Here is a 15,856-nt window from a genome sequence, read left to right as displayed (position 1 = left end):
TCGTATTTTTGCACCTATGAATTCATTAGATACAAACAATATAAAATGGAGCGAGAATGTTATCATCGCTGACGCTGACTACATTGACAGAGTGGCTTTCGACCTGACTGTCAATTTCGAGCGTATGATCAACCGTCGCATCCAACCGGCCGACATGGCTCAATGGGCAGTCTGTATTGCCCTTGACGGCGGTCTCAGAGAAGGTGAGCACGAAACCCAAGTAGTGCTTATCCACGACAAGCAGTCTATGGCAATGAAAAACTTCCGCCCTTCCAATTATGAGAAAGATCTGAACGCACAGGCTTTCAAGGACGGCAAGTTGGGCGAGTTTATCATATCTTCTTATCCTACAGAGGAAAAGATGGTGGGCAAGGATGATTTCCTCGTGGATGTTGCCCGCACGGTTTGCAATGCCAAGGAGGTAAAGCGCGTCATGATCATTCCCAACTCGGAAGATGGAGATGCCTACGACCGCCTGCGAGAGATATTGAGAAAGGTAGAGGATGACGACAAGCGCATCACGCTCTTCGCCATGCAACCAATGCCTGGCGGCAATTTCCGACAGGAGATTCTCGGATATTCACTGATGAGTGCCTTGGGCATCTCTGCCAATGAAATAAAATAAACAACAGACGATAAACATTAAAATATATAAAATATAAATGAGTAGAGTACTTATGATTGGCGCAGGTGGCGTTGCTACCGTGGCTGCCTTCAAAATCGTCCAGAACCAGGACGTTTTCACCGAGTTTATGATTGCTAGCCGTCGCAAGGAAAAATGCGATAAGTTGGTAAAGGATATCCACGCCAAGGGTTACAAGATGGATATTCAGACGGCTGAGGTGGATGCCGACGACGTTGAGCAGTTGAAGGCTCTCTTCAATAGCTACAAGCCTGAGCTTGTCATCAACCTCGCTTTGCCTTATCAGGATCTTACGATCATGGATGCTTGTTTGGCTTGCGGTTGCAACTACATGGACACTGCCAATTACGAACCTAAGGACGAGGCTCACTTCGAGTACTCATGGCAGTGGGCATACAAGGACAAGTTTGAGAAGGCTGGTCTTTGCGCTATCCTCGGTTGCGGTTTCGACCCAGGCGTTTCCGGTATCTTCACCGCATACGCTGCCAAACATCACTTCGATGAGATTGAGGTGCTCGACATCGTGGACTGCAACGCTGGTAACCACCACAAGGCTTTCGCTACCAACTTCAACCCTGAAATCAACATCCGCGAAATTACCCAGAAGGGACTCTGGTATAAGAATGGTGAATGGATTGAAACAGACCCTCTGTCTATCCACAAACCTCTCACCTACCCTAACATCGGTCCTCGCGAGAGTTATCTGATGCACCACGAGGAGTTGGAGAGTCTGGTAAAGAACTACCCTACCATCAAGGAGGCACGCTTCTGGATGACTTTCGGTCAGCAGTATCTCACCTATCTCGACTGCATTCAGAACCTCGGCATGAGCCGTATCGACGAGATTGAATACGAGGCTCCATTGGCTGATGGCTCTGGCAAGACTGCCAAGGTGAAGATCGTTCCATTGCAGTTCCTGAAAGCCGTATTGCCTAACCCACAGGATCTCGGTGAGAACTATGACGGCGAGACCTCTATCGGTTGCCGTATCCGTGGCAAGAAGGATGGTAAGGAGCGCACATACTATGTTTACAACAACTGCAAGCACCAGGAGGCATACAACGAGACTGGCATGCAGGGCGTAAGCTATACTACTGGTGTACCAGCTATGATTGGTGCCATGATGTTCCTCAAGGGCATCTGGAAGAAGCCAGGTGTATGGAACGTAGAGGAGTTCGACCCAGATCCATTCATGGAGCAACTCAACAAGCAAGGTTTGCCTTGGCACGAGGTTTTTGATGGTGATTTGGAAATCGACTAATTGCAACCTCAAACAAATATAAAATATAACAGTTTAAAACTATTATTACAATGGCGAAAAAGGAAGAAATAAAGGAGGGTACTTTAAATCCTAATGAAGGTAAACTGAAGGCCCTTCAAGCTGCCATGGCGAAGATCGAAAAGGACTTCGGCAAAGGCTCTATCATGAAATTAGGTGATGAACAAATCGAGAATATAGAGGTGATTCCTACCGGCAGTATCGCACTCGACAATGCGCTTGGCGTAGGTGGTTATCCTAAGGGACGAATCATAGAAATCTATGGTCCGGAATCTTCTGGTAAGACTACTCTGGCCATTCATGCCATCGCAGAGGCACAGAAAGCTGGCGGTATCGCTGCTTTCATCGATGCAGAGCACGCATTCGACCGTTTCTACGCAGCCAAATTGGGTGTAGATGTGGACAATCTGTGGATTTCACAGCCAGACAATGGTGAGCAGGCTTTACAGATTGCAGACCAGCTGATCAGTTCTTCTGCCATCGACATTCTGGTGATTGACTCTGTAGCAGCGCTGACTCCAAAGAAGGAAATCGAGGGTGACATGGGTGACAACGTGGTAGGTCTTCAGGCTCGTCTGATGAGCCAGGCTCTCCGCAAGCTCACCTCTACCATCAGCAAGACAAACACCACCTGTATATTCATCAACCAGTTGCGTGATAAGATTGGTATCATGTTTGGCAACCCAGAGACGACTACCGGTGGTAATGCCTTGAAATTCTATGCTTCTGTACGTCTGGATATCCGCAAGGCTTCTGCCATCAAGGATGGTGAAAATGTTCTTGGCAATCTGGTACGTGTGAAAGTGGTGAAGAACAAGGTTGCTCCTCCTTTCCGCAAGGCTGAGTTTGAGATTACCTTTGGTGAGGGTATCAGCAAGATTGGCGAGATTATTGATTTGGGCGTAGAGCACAACATCATCCAGAAGAGTGGTAGCTGGTTCAGCTATGATGGTTCCAAATTAGGTCAGGGTCGCGATGCAGCCAAGGCTTTATTGAAGGACAATCCAGAATTGGCTGAAGAAATCGAGGCAAAGGTTCGTGAAGCCCTTGCTGCAAAAAACGAGAAATAAAGTTTTCTAAAAGAGGGTGTGTCATTAGTCCATGACGCATCCTCTTTTTCGTTTCTTCATAGTTTTTCTTCATGTACTTATGGCACTTTCATAAGAAAGCTATAACACAAAAAAAGCACACAACCGAATCGTTTCCATTTCAGTTGTGTGCTTTAATTATATATTAACTTAACAACTCTCTTTTGAGAGAGAGGAGCATCAATGAGAGGCTCCTCATCGGCAGGAGATATTACTTAACCTCCTCGAAGTCAGCGTCCTGAACATCCTGAGCGCCACCATTGCCGCCCTGTGCCTGCTGACCGCCCTGTGCACCAGGACCAGCCTGCTGACCACCCTGATACATCTGCTGAGAAGCAGCCTGCATTACGGTGTTCAAGTTGTTGATTGCGCTATCGATAGCTGCAACATCACCAGCCTTGTGAGCATCCTTCAACTGCTGCAATGCCTGCTCGACACCTGGCTTCTTGTCAGCTGGAATCTTATCACCGTTATCCTTCAGGAAGTTCTCGGTGCTGAAGATCATGCTGTCTGCCTGGTTCATCTTGTCAATCTTCTCGCGCTCAGCCTTATCAGCAGCAGCGTTCTGCTCTGCCTCAGCCTTCATGCGGTTGATCTCATCCTCGCTCAAGCCAGATGAAGCCTCGATGCGGATGCTCTGCTCCTTACCGGTAGCCTTATCCTTAGCAGATACGTTCAAGATACCATTGGCATCGATATCGAAGGTAACCTCAATCTGAGGAACACCACGACGAGCTGGAGCAATACCTGTCAAGTTGAACTGACCGATACTCTTGTTCTGAGCTGCCATTGGGCGCTCACCCTGCAATACGTGGATGGTAACCTCTGTCTGGTTATCAGCTGCAGTAGAGAACACCTCGCTCTTCTTGCAAGGAATAGTTGTATTAGCATCGATGAGCTTAGTCATCACACCACCCATAGTCTCGATACCGAGAGTCAATGGAGTAACATCGAGCAATACGATGTCGCCAACACCCTCTTCCTTATTCAAGATGGCACCCTGAATAGCAGCACCAACTGCAACAACCTCATCAGGATTTACACCCTTAGAAGGCTCCTTGCCGAAGTAGTTCTTAACGAGTGTCTGAACGGCTGGGATACGGCTTGAACCACCAACCAAGATAACCTCGTCGATATCTGATGTAGAGAGCTTAGCATCACGAATAGCATTCTGGCAAGGTACGAGACAAGCCTGAATCAAGTTGTGAGCCAACTGCTCGAACTGTGCACGAGTCAAACTCTTTACCAAGTGCTTAGGCATACCGTCAACGGCTGTGATGTAAGGCAAGTTGATTTCTGTAGCTGTAGAGCTTGACAACTCAATCTTAGCCTTCTCTGCAGCCTCCTTCAAACGCTGCATAGCCATAGGGTCCTTGCGGAGATCTACGCCTTCCTCAGCCTTGAAGCCATCAGCCAACCAGTTGATGATTACCTGGTCGAAGTCATCACCACCGAGGTGAGTATCACCATTGGTAGAAAGTACCTCGAATACACCGCCACCGAACTCCAAGATAGAGATATCGAATGTACCACCACCCAAGTCGAATACGGCGATCTTCATATCCTTGTTAGCCTTGTCAACACCATAAGCCAAAGCAGCAGCTGTAGGCTCATTGACAATACGCTGAACGTTCAAGCCTGCAATCTGACCAGCCTCCTTAGTAGCCTGACGCTGTGAGTCAGAGAAGTAAGCAGGAACTGTAATAACTGCATCTGTAACCTCCTGTCCGAGATAATCCTCAGCGGTCTTCTTCATCTTCTGAAGAACCATTGCAGAAATCTCCTGTGGAGTATATTTGCGACCCTCGATTTCAACACGTGGATAACCACCCTCGTTTACTACTGTGTAAGGCATTGCCTCAGCCTCTTTCTGGCTCTGAGCGTATGTCTCACCCATGAAACGCTTGATAGAATATACAGTGTTCTTAGGGTTTGTGATGGCCTGACGCTTAGCAGGATCACCTACCTTGCGATCACCATCCTTAACGAAACCTACTACTGATGGAGTAGTACGCTTACCTTCACTATTAGCGATTACAACTGGTTCGCTACCTTCGAAAACGGCAACACAACTGTTTGTGGTACCCAAGTCAATTCCAATTACTTTTCCCATGATTATATCTTTTTTTATTTTTATCGTTATTAATAATGTTTATCATGTGAACGCTGTTTCCGGAAAGTCTGCCGAAGATATGCATCTATCAGGAACTCTCCCCAACGGTCACGCAAACATAGTTAACAAAGCGTGTGCCAAGGAAAAGACAGAAGGGGCACAACTGACAAAAGAGCGAGAAATGTCAGAAAAGAGCATAAAAGAAATGACAAGATGGCAGATTTCGTATGCCATAAGCGCATTTTTCCAGATAATTACTTGGCATTATCAAGGATTATCTGTAATTTTGCAGAGAATTATTCATAAGATTATTATAACATCAGTTTTTTAATGGGAAGAAACAAATACTCCGCAGGAGAAATCAAGGAAATCGGCAAATTGCTCCGATTGAAAAACGCTGGTAACAGACTCCAGCAGAAGCAGATTCGCCATGACCTTCGTGTAGATTACGAATTTAATATATCCGACTTCAACGAACCAGGCAAGGCTTTCGGCGAAGAGGAACTTCAGGCTACCATCAAGCGTGGCGCCATCCAGATTCTTGATGATGCTACCATCGAGGCGATGAAAGCCAAACGTGCCCGTGACAAGGCTCGCGACGAGGCTGAAAAACAGAAGGAAGCAGTTGCAAGCGGAGAGCAAACCGACTGGAAGGAAGCCATGAAAGAATGGAAGGAATATTATGAAAGGTAAAAAGGTAAAAAAGTAAAAAGGTAAAAAAAAGGCTGAATAACTGAAGGCTGAAGGGCTAAAGGACTGAAGGGCTGAAGGGCTGAAGTACTAAAGAACTTGAAGGACTGAAGGGCTGAAGGGCTGAAGGTTATAAAGGACAAATTAAAGAACTATACTGATAATTAAATATTATGGCAAAAGTATTGATTAAGACTTCTGAAGGCGATATCAAGGTACGCCTTTATGATGAGACCCCTCAACATCGCGACAACTTTATCAAGTTGGCTAAAGAGGGATATTTCGACGGCACTCTCTTTCATCGTGTCATCAAGGATTTCATGATTCAGGGCGGTGATCCGGAGAGTAAGAATGCTCCTAAGGGCAAAATGTTAGGAACAGGTGGTCCTGACTACACGATTCCTGCTGAATTTGTTTATCCTCAACTTTTCCATAAGCGTGGTGCACTGAGCGCTGCGAGATTAGGAGATGAGGTAAATCCTGAGCGAGAAAGCAGCGGAAGCCAGTTCTATATCGTATGGGGAAAAACCTACAAGATGAATGAACTCAAGCAGATGGAGAAACAGATGGGTATGCAGATGGAGCAAAACATATTCAACCAGCTTGCTAAAGAACACCACGATGAGATTATGAACTTCCGTCGCAACCGCGACCGCCAGGGATTGATGGAATTGCAGGATCAGCTAGTGGATGAAACCAAGAAACGCTGCAAGGAGGAAGGTTACCCTAAATTTACCGATGAGCAGGTGAAAACCCACACAGAGATGGGCGGTACTCCTTTCCTTGACAACCAATATACTGTATTCGGCGAAGTAGAAGAAGGTCTCGACGTCGTGGAGAAAATCCAGAATTGCGAGACGCTCAGAGGTGATCGTCCGAAAGAGGATATCAGTATGGAAGTTTCCCTTATTGAGGAATAATCCAGAAGAAATATTGGCAACAGAAAGTATTGTCACTTTGTCTGTATCGGCAACTATTCATTCGTATTATATATAATAATGTACGTAACGAAGCAAGTTCGACACGTAAGAAAACAAAATTAATAATAACTAACAAATCAGAAACAATGATGACAAAAACCAACATGATGAAGAGTGTCATGATGCTCTTGGCGATAGCCGGTTCCAACTACAGCTATGCCCAGCAAGCAACTGTGGTAGTAAGCAACACAACTGCTGCACAGCGAATGGAACTCGTAGAAGTAAGCATGGCTGATGTGAAAGCTAAGCTATCAAATGCAACTCCTGGCAAAGGACAGGCTTATGTGGTAAAGAATACCCGCGGACAACAAATCGGTTCACAGATTACCCACGATGGTAAGTTGCTCATCGATGCCAGTGTGCGCCCTCATAGCGCAGCTACCTTTTATATCAGCATAGAGAAGCCATATCCTCAGAAAGTTTGGGCAACAGGCGCTCTCTATAAGATGAGAAAGGACGACCTGGCTTGGGAGAACGACCGATGCGCCTACCGTGTTTACGGACCAGCATTACAGCGTTCTGGCGAGCGCTCATTCGGCACGGATGTTTGGGTAAAGAACACGCCTGATACGGTGGTAAATATCCGATACATCAAGAACCAGAAAGCCTGGGAAAACATGTGCAGAGTGGATGCAAAGAAAAAAGCCATAGAAAAACAACTCAAGACGGAGAAAAATCCTGCAAGAATTGTCAAACTCAAAGATCAGATCAAGGCAGTAGAAGCAGAAGGAAAAGAAGTTAATATCCGCAACTCATTCCATCTCGACCAGGGCAACGGACTCGACCCATATCGCGTAGGTGCGACCTTGGGTCTCGGTGCACCAAGTCTTATGATTGGTAACGAACAGATATTACCTTACTGCTATAAGGATTACAAGATCTTAGACAATGGTCCTCTCAGATTTACCGTTGAACTGACCTACAATCCTTCTACCGTGGGCGACCTGAAGAACGTAGTAGAACATCGTATCATCTCTCTCGACAAGGGCAGCAACTTCAACAAGATGACAGTCTGGTATGATGGCCTCACCCACCCTACCGACTTTGCTACAGGGTTCCCAATCCATGAGGAAGATACCGAGACTAAAACTTTCGCAAAAGACTACGTAAGTTACGCAGACCCTACTGACAATATGGAAGGTAACCAGTCTCAGGTATATGTAGGTGTACTCTTCCCTTATGGCATTGACAATACCTACTACCAGCTTTTCGATAAGAAGCACGACGGCGCTACCGGTCATGCGTTAGGCATCAAGACTGGCTTGAAGAACGGAGAAAAGTTCAGCTATTACTTCGGAGCTGCATGGAGCAAATATGATGTTCGCAGCTATACAGAATGGCAGATTCGCATCAAGGATTATCTTGAAGCATTGAAAACTCCGCTAAAAGTTGAGATCAAGTAAAAAGGAAACTTTAAAGCGAAAGAGATAAAACATCCCCTTAGCGAAAGCCTAATCCAGACTATCTCTAAGGGGATTTTTCTGCTATTTAAATAATAGCAATATAATCATTACTATATAATATCTCAAAGATGAATGAGAAATTACTTACTCATCTCAAAACCTACACGTACTCCATCATAATTCTTGGTGATATTGCCGATAGTGCCAAGTGTAGAATTACCGCTGAGAGCTGTCAATGTCTGAACCAAGGTAAGGAGTTTCTTGGATTCAAAAAGAAGGCTGACACCATTGGTTGTCTGGGTAGCATAGCCGGAAACGCTGAGCAGGAGTCCCTTCATTGTGATGGCATGTGTCTTCTCATCAAAAGTATAAGTACCTCTCCATGATTTGCCATCTATTTTTGACTCAAAACTTCCATCCGTATTAAACTTGAAGTAAGTGTTTGAGTTGGAGAAACCTGCTTTCTTGTAATAACCTTCCAACTGCTCCTCTATCTTATTTGCTGCAATTTCGCCACCTGCTTTGGCAAGCAGATTCTCTGAAGTAAAAGCACAACCTGGCTTGCTATATTTCCATGTATGAGCGCAAAGACTTTCTTTGCTGAAAGTACTAGAGCCGATTACATTGTTCAGAATTCCATTGATAATGGTTCCTGCAGTACTGCCTGTGCTACTAGATGTGCCTCCACCAAGCAAACCACCAAGGATACCAGCTATTGCTGAACCAGCTGAGGTAGAAGTTGCAGAAGTTGCCGTTGTAGGAGTTGTTGTTTCTGTATTTGTTGTTGCAGAAGTACTGGTGGCAGAGGTTGCCGCAGTAGAAGTTTTAGCAGAAGACTTAGTTGAGCTTGTCTTCTTGCTTGTTGTTTTCTTTGTTGTTTTCTTTGTTGCCTTCTTTGTAGTTTTCTTAACAGGAGTACTGATCAACTCCGAAAGAGAGCACTCGCTGAGTTCATTTGCCATACTGCCAGTAGTGCAAGCCAGCACCAAAGCAGTCAATAGAATTACTTTTTTCATACCTTTATTATTTTATATATCAATATTCCTATGGAATTCTTCATTTCCTTCTCTCTATTTATGCATGGAATTATCCCTGGAAGAAAACAATCTCTTTTAGAAGAAGAATCCATTTTCGGCTGCAAAGTTCGCAAAAAAAAATGAAATTTCAGAAGGATTTCCCCATTTTCTCATAGTAATATCCCTATAAATACTACGAATCGTATGAATATAACATGAAAATTGGGATACAAAAGGCTTTAAGATTGACGTAAATCAAAAAAACGACTAAAAGTAATGCATTTTAATAGGATTTTCTTTCATCTTTTATCAGAATGCTCTATCTTTGCAACGTATTCAAATCACAATAGGTTTATCAAAACACAATAGGTTATGAATGATTGTCTAATAAAGGTTAACGAAGAGAATCAGAATCAGGCTATCAGCAGATGCCAGAGCATTCTTCGTGATCGCCGCGAGGCTCTTGCCTCTAAGGCTAAAAGCAGAAATTAAAGAGATTATCTTTTAAGAGAGATTCTCGTGTGCAGCTTTGTTGTTCATCCTGAAGGAAAAGACACTTGTATGTGGTAAATTCCATTGATAAGGAAGAAGGTTATGCTGTAAGATTATGATCTTTATCCCCCGCTCGATAGAGAGTCGAGGACATCACGAAAAAAGTCCCGCTGTAAGGAATTTCATCCTGACAGCGGGACTTTTTTGATTTACCCTATTTATTTTTGGATTATACTATTGATTATTTCTCTATTTTGCAGCCGGCATTGCGGAGCAACTGGAGAAGGCCATTCTCACCACCTAAATTGGCGGCATCAACAACAAAGAAGGTTGGCTTCTCTGCCATCACAGTCTGCACCTTTGCAGCCCAAGCCTCAAGAGTTGGTTGAGAAACATGAGCGCCAGTAGCCTTGGCTGCAGCATCTACATCCTGTGCCTTGAAAGCACCTACTGCTTTATTCAACTTGGCCAACTCATTAGGCTCATTCTCAAGAAACTCTACCAAGCGAGCCACTTGCTGCTTCAGGTCACTCTTATAAGTATCGTTGATATAAGCATCAACATTACTTAAACCGCCTACAGTCTCATTGTTTGCCTTTGCCTGTGCTTCAAAATACTGGTCGAAAGTATGAGTAGGATCATACATACCCATGTGATTGGCCACAAAAAGCAACTGCTCCATGTCTTCCATCAAAGCTGCAGGAGTCAGGTTACCATACTTTTTCTGCACGTAGGAACTACGGAAATCCACCTCCATGTATTTCTTGAGGAAAGCATTAAGCTTTGTCTGCTGAGCCGGAGTAAGCAAACTGAGAAGAGTCTTGCCGTCAGCCAGTTTCTTAGCGTCATTAATGGACTCACGATAAGCCGCCTTGTTTACCTCAAAATACATCTGATCGGTATTAGTAAGTGCTTCCTTCAACTCACCACTCAGACTAACAACACCCATAGGATTCATGAGCCGGTTGGAAGCCATGATATAGGAAGGCTTCTGGTCGGTACTATCTTTACTAATCTTGTAAAGAAGCTGTGCCTGCACACTCACCATGCTTACACTTATCAGCATAAGTGCCAAAACAATTCGCTTCATCGAATTGAAATTCATCTTCTTGAAATTCATTTACTTTTAAATTAAAACATTAAACTTATCTTTCACTAAACTCTCTATTTTGTGGACAAAGGTACAAAAAAATCCCGATACAACAACAATTGTATCGGGATTTTATATATTTATGTGACATTTTTCTTGTTACTTAGCCTCACCAGCCTTTGTAGCATGCATGATAACCTCTACGTGGTTGCCATCCTTCATCACTACATTCTTGAGGAAATCGCTCACTGCCTTTGCATCTACAGAGCTTACCTCCTTCTTGTAGTTGGTATGAGTATCAATACCATGAAGCAGATACTCAGAAATAACACCCATCCAGTAGCCATTCTGCTTGCAGCTTACATCAGCCTGCTTCAGAAGGATTTCCTTCACTTTCTGGAGGTCATCCAGATTAGGCTGCTCCATCGCATCCTTCAAACCTGAATAGAAGTAAGGAATAGCATCCTTAGACTTGTCTGGGTTCATCATTGCATTACCAGTAACACCTACACGCATGGTCTTACCATCAAGTTTTACACTTTCCATAGCATCAGCACCAGCATAATAAGCAGCGCTCAACTTTTCACGGATATTACGGTTGTAATCCATATTGATAACGCGAGCTGCAATATCAGCAAGTACTGAGTTGCGCAATGTATAAGGAGCCTCTGAGCACCAGATCTCAACAGCTACATCCTGTGGATTCTCCATTGCCTTGGTGAACTTGTTGATAACTTCACCCTTCACTGGCAATGTCTCTACGTTCTTGAATTTCTTTCCGTTGTTTGGCAAAGAAGCGATATACTGCTCGATAAGAGGAAGAATCTTAGCCTCATCGAAGTTGCCGACAAAGAAGAAGGTATAATCCTTCGCATTACCGAAAAGCTGCTTACCAAGTTCAAGTGCGCGGTCGTAGTTTACACTCTTCACCTCATCCACTGTCATTGTGCGGAATACTGGATTACCAGGATAGAGCGTGCTGGTCAATGAATCCTGGAATACAGCCTGAGGATTGTTGCTACGATTAGCGAGTGCTGTTACCTGATTGTTGATCAGGTTGTTGACAGCCTTCTCGTCCTTAGTCAGATTGGTGAGTTTCAAATAGATGAGCTGCATCAAAGTCTCCAAATCCTTTGGAGTTGAGCCACCACCCAAACCATGACGGTATTTTGAAACACTGAATCCGCAAGAAGCAATCTTACCAGCCAATACCTTCTCAAGGTCATTATTGGAAAAGCCACGCAAACCACTTGAGTTCATCAAGGCACCCATCATCTTCACCTCGTTGAGATCCTTTGTTCCGAAAACAGAAGTACCACCATTTGCTGTAGCAGCAAACTGTACCTCGTCGTTCTTGAAGTCAGTCTTCTTGAGCACAACCTTGGCACCATTAGAGAGGGTAAGCATCTTGTAGCCGAAGAGTTTATTCTCTGTAGTCTTCTTGATCTTACCAGCCTTAGGAAGCTCTGCCATCAATGGTTCCTGCTTTACATTATCTACGTAAGCTTCGAGCTTTTCACCACGCACCTGCTTTACGACATCTGCCAACTGCTGCTTGGTTGGATAAACAGCACCCTCAGCATCGCGCATCATCAGAAGTGTTACGAAATTGGTATCAGTCTCGCAAATCAACTCCTTGGCATAAGCATTGATAGCCTCTAAAGGAATACTTGGAACCATGGTCTTATAGATCTGATGTTCAACCTCAACAGAAGGGATTGGTTCATTAGAGATGAAATGATCTACATACTGAGAAGTAAACTGCTCATTCTTCATCTTATCACGGTTAGAATACATCTTATCCAAACCGCTCATGAAATCCTCTTTATAGCGAACGTACTCAGTAGCCGTGAAACCGAAGTCCTTAGCACGCTTAGCCTCACGGAGAACAGCTGCATAAGCCTCAAGCATCTTGCCAGGCTTGGCAACTGCAGTAAGACTGAAAGCATCCTTTGTGCGGGAAACCAAGTAGCTGCCATTATCACAACCAGCCTGGAGATATGGACAGTCAGCCTCCAATGACTTTTCGCCCAAACGAGAGCTAAGCATGCTGGTAATTGCACTCTGAACATAAGAAGTAGCGAAGTAATTGAGACTACCCTTCAAAGAGTCAGGTGTAGCATCGTGCTTCATGCTGATCATAGCCACATCGTAGTTCTGCTCCTTGTCCTTGTCAACTACATAGATAGCTGTATCATTGTCAGGAACCAACTCAGGGATCACCTTTGCTGCATTAGCAGGAACCTTGATGCCGCTGAAGAGCTTCTTGATCTGTGCCTCAATGTGATCAACATCCACATCACCTACAACGATGACAGCCTGGTTGTCTGGACGATACCATTTGCGATAGTAAGCACGGAGGGTTTCAGGATCGCAACCATCAATGATGCTCATCAGACCGATTGGCATACGATAACCGTACTTGCTGCCAGGATAAAGTGCAGGAAGTGAACGCTCCATGATACGCTGCTGACCTACCATACGCATACGGTACTCATTGTGTACAACGTCACGCTCATTGTCGATAGCCTCTTGGGTAAGAGAGATACCATTGCTCCAATCCTTGAGGATGAGCATACAAGAATCTACGGCTGTAGTACGAGTAGTTGGTACGTCGGTAAAATAATAAACGGTCTTGTCGATACTTGTGTAAGCATTCAAATTCTTACCATACTCCACACCAATGCTCTGAAGATAGTTCTGAAGGCTATTGCCCTGGAAATGCTCAGAACCATTGAAAGCCAAGTGCTCCAAGAGGTGAGCCAAACCACGCTGGTCGTCGTTCTCATTAATAGAACCAACCTTCTGTGCAATGTAGAAACTTGCTACATGCTCAGGGAAATTGTTGTGACGAATGTAGTAGGTAAGGCCGTTGTCAAGGTGACCGATTCTCACGTCCTTGTCAACAGGAACCTGAGGCATCTGCTGTGCCACCATTGAGCCTGTAGCCAGCAGCATCACTGCCGCTACAAAAAACTGCTTTAATCTCATGTTTTATTATAATGTTGTTAGAATTATTACTTACATTTTATTATTTAATCTATACACATATATTATAGGAAAATGGATATTTTCTGAATATACATTTATATGATAAAACGAAATCCCCACGCCTTTGGGTAGCTTTCAGAATGCAAAAATAACATAATTAAAGGGAGAAAGCAAATATTTTGTAGCTTTTTCACTCTTTACCCCTCATTTTCACGCTTTTATCGCTATTTTCACACTTTTGCCTGGAAAATCATGCACTAACTCAAAGAACCGGAAGTCCGTTATCCACGCACCTGAAAGCTCTTCATCCAAGAACCGCGGAAAAGGCGTATGAGGAAGAGAACTCCACGGAAAGTAAGTTCCGTAGCCATCGCAATCCACACACCTTCCAACCCATAGCTCTTGGATAAGCCGTAGGCAAGAGTGAGTCGCACGAGCCACATGGTACCGAGATTGATGGCAGCAGGCTTGAATGTATCACCTGCTCCCACACAGACACAATAGGTCACGATGCTCGCAGCAAAGAACGGTTCGGCAAATGCTTCGATACGCAGACAGGTAGTACCCAACTGGCGGATGGCCTCAACAGGCGACAGCACTCCTATCATTTCTGGCGCAAAGACATACATGATGACTCCCATCAATGCCATCACCAACATACCAAGACCAACGGTCATATAAGCAAAGTTCTTGCACAGGTCTATGCGCCCAGCTCCATGAGTCTGTCCTACCAGGGTAGTAGCAGCATCACCGATACCATAACCAGGCATATAACAAAGACTTTCTGCTGTAATCGCAAAAGAATGGGCAGCAATGGCTATGTTGCCCAATGGCGCCACAATCATGGTACTCACAATCTGTGCTCCACTCATCAGAATATTCTGTATGGCGATAGGGATGCTGATCTTGCAGGCTCTCTGCACATATTCCTTTACCCAATGAAAACGCACATGATCCTGACGGAGATTAAGCATCCGGTTCTTGCAAGCCGACAGATATAGATTGGGTAGCGAAATACAGATATATGCCAAGGCTGTTCCCATAGCAGCACCCACTACCCCGAGCTTGCAGATATAAATGAAAATATAATTGAAGATTACATCACAAATACACACCAGTACAGCCATCACGCTCGGCGTATGCATATTACCAGCCGACTTGAGCATCATCTCGGAAGTATGATAAAGATACACGAAGGGAAGCACCAAGGAATATATCAGGAAATAACCAGAAGATGCTGAAGCGATATCAGCACCACCGCCCAACCAGTATGGAAGATGTGAATGTATTCCTACTCCTATGAGCGAGAGGAACACACTGAAAGCCAAACCGCAAATCAAGGCATGACGGAAAACCTGACGCGCCTTCACAAAATCATTGGCTCCGATAAAATGAGCTACCTGCACAGAGAATCCTGTGGCAGCCGCACTCAGCAAACTGCCAACCAACCATGTGGTAGATTCTATCAGACCGATACTGGCAGAGGCTTCAGCACCCAGATGACCAACCATAGAGGCATCAATAAAAAACATCATGACGGTGGAAATCTGTGCCAACATAGATGGGATACTCAATCCCACAATAAGATTGAGTTTCTCACTACGCACCATCGCTCTACCCGAACGAATCGACTCCATCAGATATTCTGTTTTCTTACTATATAGCATTTCTATTTTCCTATTTTTTGTTATTATCTGTTCTTTTATCGATTTACGTCAAAACAAAATACACGGAAAATGGTGACTCCATGTTGAGGAACCGCCATTTCTTATTAACATAAATAATTATTACCTTCAATCAATATTCCTAAAATACGCACTTTCACCTTTATGAAAACTAACCTAACCTATTTGTCGTCCTTGAATAAACAATCTTTATTTACCTTTTCTTCTAATACCTGTCGTCCTTGAATTACAATCTTAATAAACTACCTTTAAAAAAACTAAACCTAGAACAATCTATTACCTAACTAAAAACCTAAAACTTATATTTCTGATGCAAAGGTACTACATTTCTTTGAACCCACAATATTTTTATCCTAAATTCCGCAGCATTTTAGTTTAACTTATTT

12 protein-coding genes are annotated in these 15,856 nt (G+C 44.1%); 7 read left to right on the top strand and 5 right to left on the bottom strand.

Annotated features, from left to right (window positions below; genetic code table 11):
* Positions 1–16 precede the first annotated feature (16 nt).
* The 3 genes from DW917_RS06395 to recA are packed head-to-tail and all read left to right on the top strand — an operon-like array spanning position 17 to position 2,992.
* Entirely contained in the window at positions 17–625 is a 609-nt protein-coding gene (locus DW917_RS06395; protein ID WP_118117197.1) for a DUF6621 family protein, read from the top strand.
* A 37-nt stretch (positions 626–662) separates the two neighbouring features.
* Entirely contained in the window at positions 663–1,904 is a 1,242-nt protein-coding gene (locus DW917_RS06390) for a saccharopine dehydrogenase family protein (protein WP_118117196.1), read from the top strand.
* 50 nt (positions 1,905–1,954) lie between these two features.
* Positions 1,955–2,992, top strand: coding sequence for a recombinase RecA (gene recA / locus DW917_RS06385; RefSeq protein WP_118117195.1), 1,038 nt, complete (start codon positions 1,955–1,957; stop codon positions 2,990–2,992).
* Between the two features lie 229 nt (positions 2,993–3,221).
* On the opposite strand, the gene dnaK is transcribed toward recA, so the two are convergent.
* Positions 3,222–5,123, bottom strand: a complete 1,902-nt coding sequence (gene dnaK / locus DW917_RS06380; protein WP_118117194.1) for a molecular chaperone DnaK — start codon at positions 5,121–5,123, stop codon at positions 3,222–3,224.
* Between dnaK and DW917_RS06375 the strand changes: the two genes are divergently transcribed.
* From DW917_RS06375 to DW917_RS06360, 4 genes are all read left to right on the top strand, one after another.
* Complete coding sequence (locus DW917_RS06375) at positions 5,122–5,454, top strand: hypothetical protein (RefSeq protein ID WP_118117193.1); 333 nt, start codon at positions 5,122–5,124, stop codon at positions 5,452–5,454. The genes dnaK and DW917_RS06375 overlap by 2 nt on opposite strands.
* A complete protein-coding gene (locus DW917_RS06370) occupies positions 5,454–5,816 on the top strand; it encodes a hypothetical protein (protein ID WP_118117192.1) in 363 nt (120 codons plus the stop codon). The genes DW917_RS06375 and DW917_RS06370 overlap by 1 nt, the downstream gene beginning before the upstream one ends.
* A 170-nt stretch (positions 5,817–5,986) precedes the next feature.
* Positions 5,987–6,733, top strand: a complete 747-nt coding sequence (locus DW917_RS06365) for a peptidylprolyl isomerase (protein WP_370453520.1) — start codon at positions 5,987–5,989, stop codon at positions 6,731–6,733.
* Between the two features lie 146 nt (positions 6,734–6,879).
* Positions 6,880–8,196, top strand: a complete 1,317-nt coding sequence (locus tag DW917_RS06360) for a DUF4861 domain-containing protein (RefSeq protein WP_118117190.1) — start codon at positions 6,880–6,882, stop codon at positions 8,194–8,196.
* Positions 8,197–8,336: 140 nt separating this feature from the next.
* On the opposite strand, the gene DW917_RS06355 is transcribed toward DW917_RS06360, so the two are convergent.
* The 4 genes from DW917_RS06355 to DW917_RS06340 all read right to left on the bottom strand — a co-directional run bounded on the left by DW917_RS06355 (position 8,337) and on the right by DW917_RS06340 (position 15,452).
* Complete coding sequence (locus DW917_RS06355; RefSeq protein WP_233524650.1) at positions 8,337–9,212, bottom strand: DUF4923 family protein; 876 nt, start codon at positions 9,210–9,212, stop codon at positions 8,337–8,339.
* A 733-nt stretch (positions 9,213–9,945) separates the two neighbouring features.
* Positions 9,946–10,824, bottom strand: coding sequence for a TraB/GumN family protein (locus DW917_RS06350; RefSeq protein WP_233524649.1), 879 nt, complete (start codon positions 10,822–10,824; stop codon positions 9,946–9,948).
* A 129-nt stretch (positions 10,825–10,953) separates the two neighbouring features.
* Entirely contained in the window at positions 10,954–13,785 is a 2,832-nt protein-coding gene (locus DW917_RS06345) for a pitrilysin family protein (RefSeq protein ID WP_118117189.1), read from the bottom strand.
* 281 nt (positions 13,786–14,066) lie between these two features.
* Positions 14,067–15,452 (bottom strand): MATE family efflux transporter, encoded by a 1,386-nt coding sequence (locus DW917_RS06340; protein WP_118117188.1) that lies wholly within the window; start codon positions 15,450–15,452, stop codon positions 14,067–14,069.
* Positions 15,453–15,856: the final 404 nt, after the last annotated feature.

The sequence above is a fragment of the Prevotella sp. AM42-24 genome (genome assembly GCF_003461825.1).
GTDB classification, from domain to species: Bacteria; Bacteroidota; Bacteroidia; order Bacteroidales; family Bacteroidaceae; genus Prevotella; species Prevotella hominis.
The sequence above is the reverse complement of the archived record's forward strand: the minus strand, read 5'-3'. Positions and strand labels throughout refer to the sequence as shown.

Excerpts from the sequence above, each read along its gene's own strand:
- DW917_RS06395 (WP_118117197.1), top strand. The coding sequence starts at position 17 with ATGAATTCATTAGATACAAACAATATAAAATGGAGCGAGAATGTTATC.
- DW917_RS06390 (WP_118117196.1), top strand. The coding sequence starts at position 663 with ATGAGTAGAGTACTTATGATTGGCGCAGGTGGCGTTGCTACCGTGGCT.
- recA (WP_118117195.1), top strand. The coding sequence starts at position 1,955 with ATGGCGAAAAAGGAAGAAATAAAGGAGGGTACTTTAAATCCTAATGAA.
- DW917_RS06375 (WP_118117193.1), top strand. The coding sequence starts at position 5,122 with ATGATTATATCTTTTTTTATTTTTATCGTTATTAATAATGTTTATCAT.
- dnaK (WP_118117194.1), bottom strand. The coding sequence starts at position 5,123 with ATGGGAAAAGTAATTGGAATTGACTTGGGTACCACAAACAGTTGTGTT.
- DW917_RS06370 (WP_118117192.1), top strand. The coding sequence starts at position 5,454 with ATGGGAAGAAACAAATACTCCGCAGGAGAAATCAAGGAAATCGGCAAA.
- DW917_RS06365 (WP_370453520.1), top strand. The coding sequence starts at position 5,987 with ATGGCAAAAGTATTGATTAAGACTTCTGAAGGCGATATCAAGGTACGC.
- DW917_RS06360 (WP_118117190.1), top strand. The coding sequence starts at position 6,880 with ATGATGACAAAAACCAACATGATGAAGAGTGTCATGATGCTCTTGGCG.
- DW917_RS06355 (WP_233524650.1), bottom strand. The coding sequence starts at position 9,212 with ATGAAAAAAGTAATTCTATTGACTGCTTTGGTGCTGGCTTGCACTACT.
- DW917_RS06350 (WP_233524649.1), bottom strand. The coding sequence starts at position 10,824 with ATGAATTTCAAGAAGATGAATTTCAATTCGATGAAGCGAATTGTTTTG.
- DW917_RS06345 (WP_118117189.1), bottom strand. The coding sequence starts at position 13,785 with ATGAGATTAAAGCAGTTTTTTGTAGCGGCAGTGATGCTGCTGGCTACA.
- DW917_RS06340 (WP_118117188.1), bottom strand. The coding sequence starts at position 15,452 with ATGCTATATAGTAAGAAAACAGAATATCTGATGGAGTCGATTCGTTCG.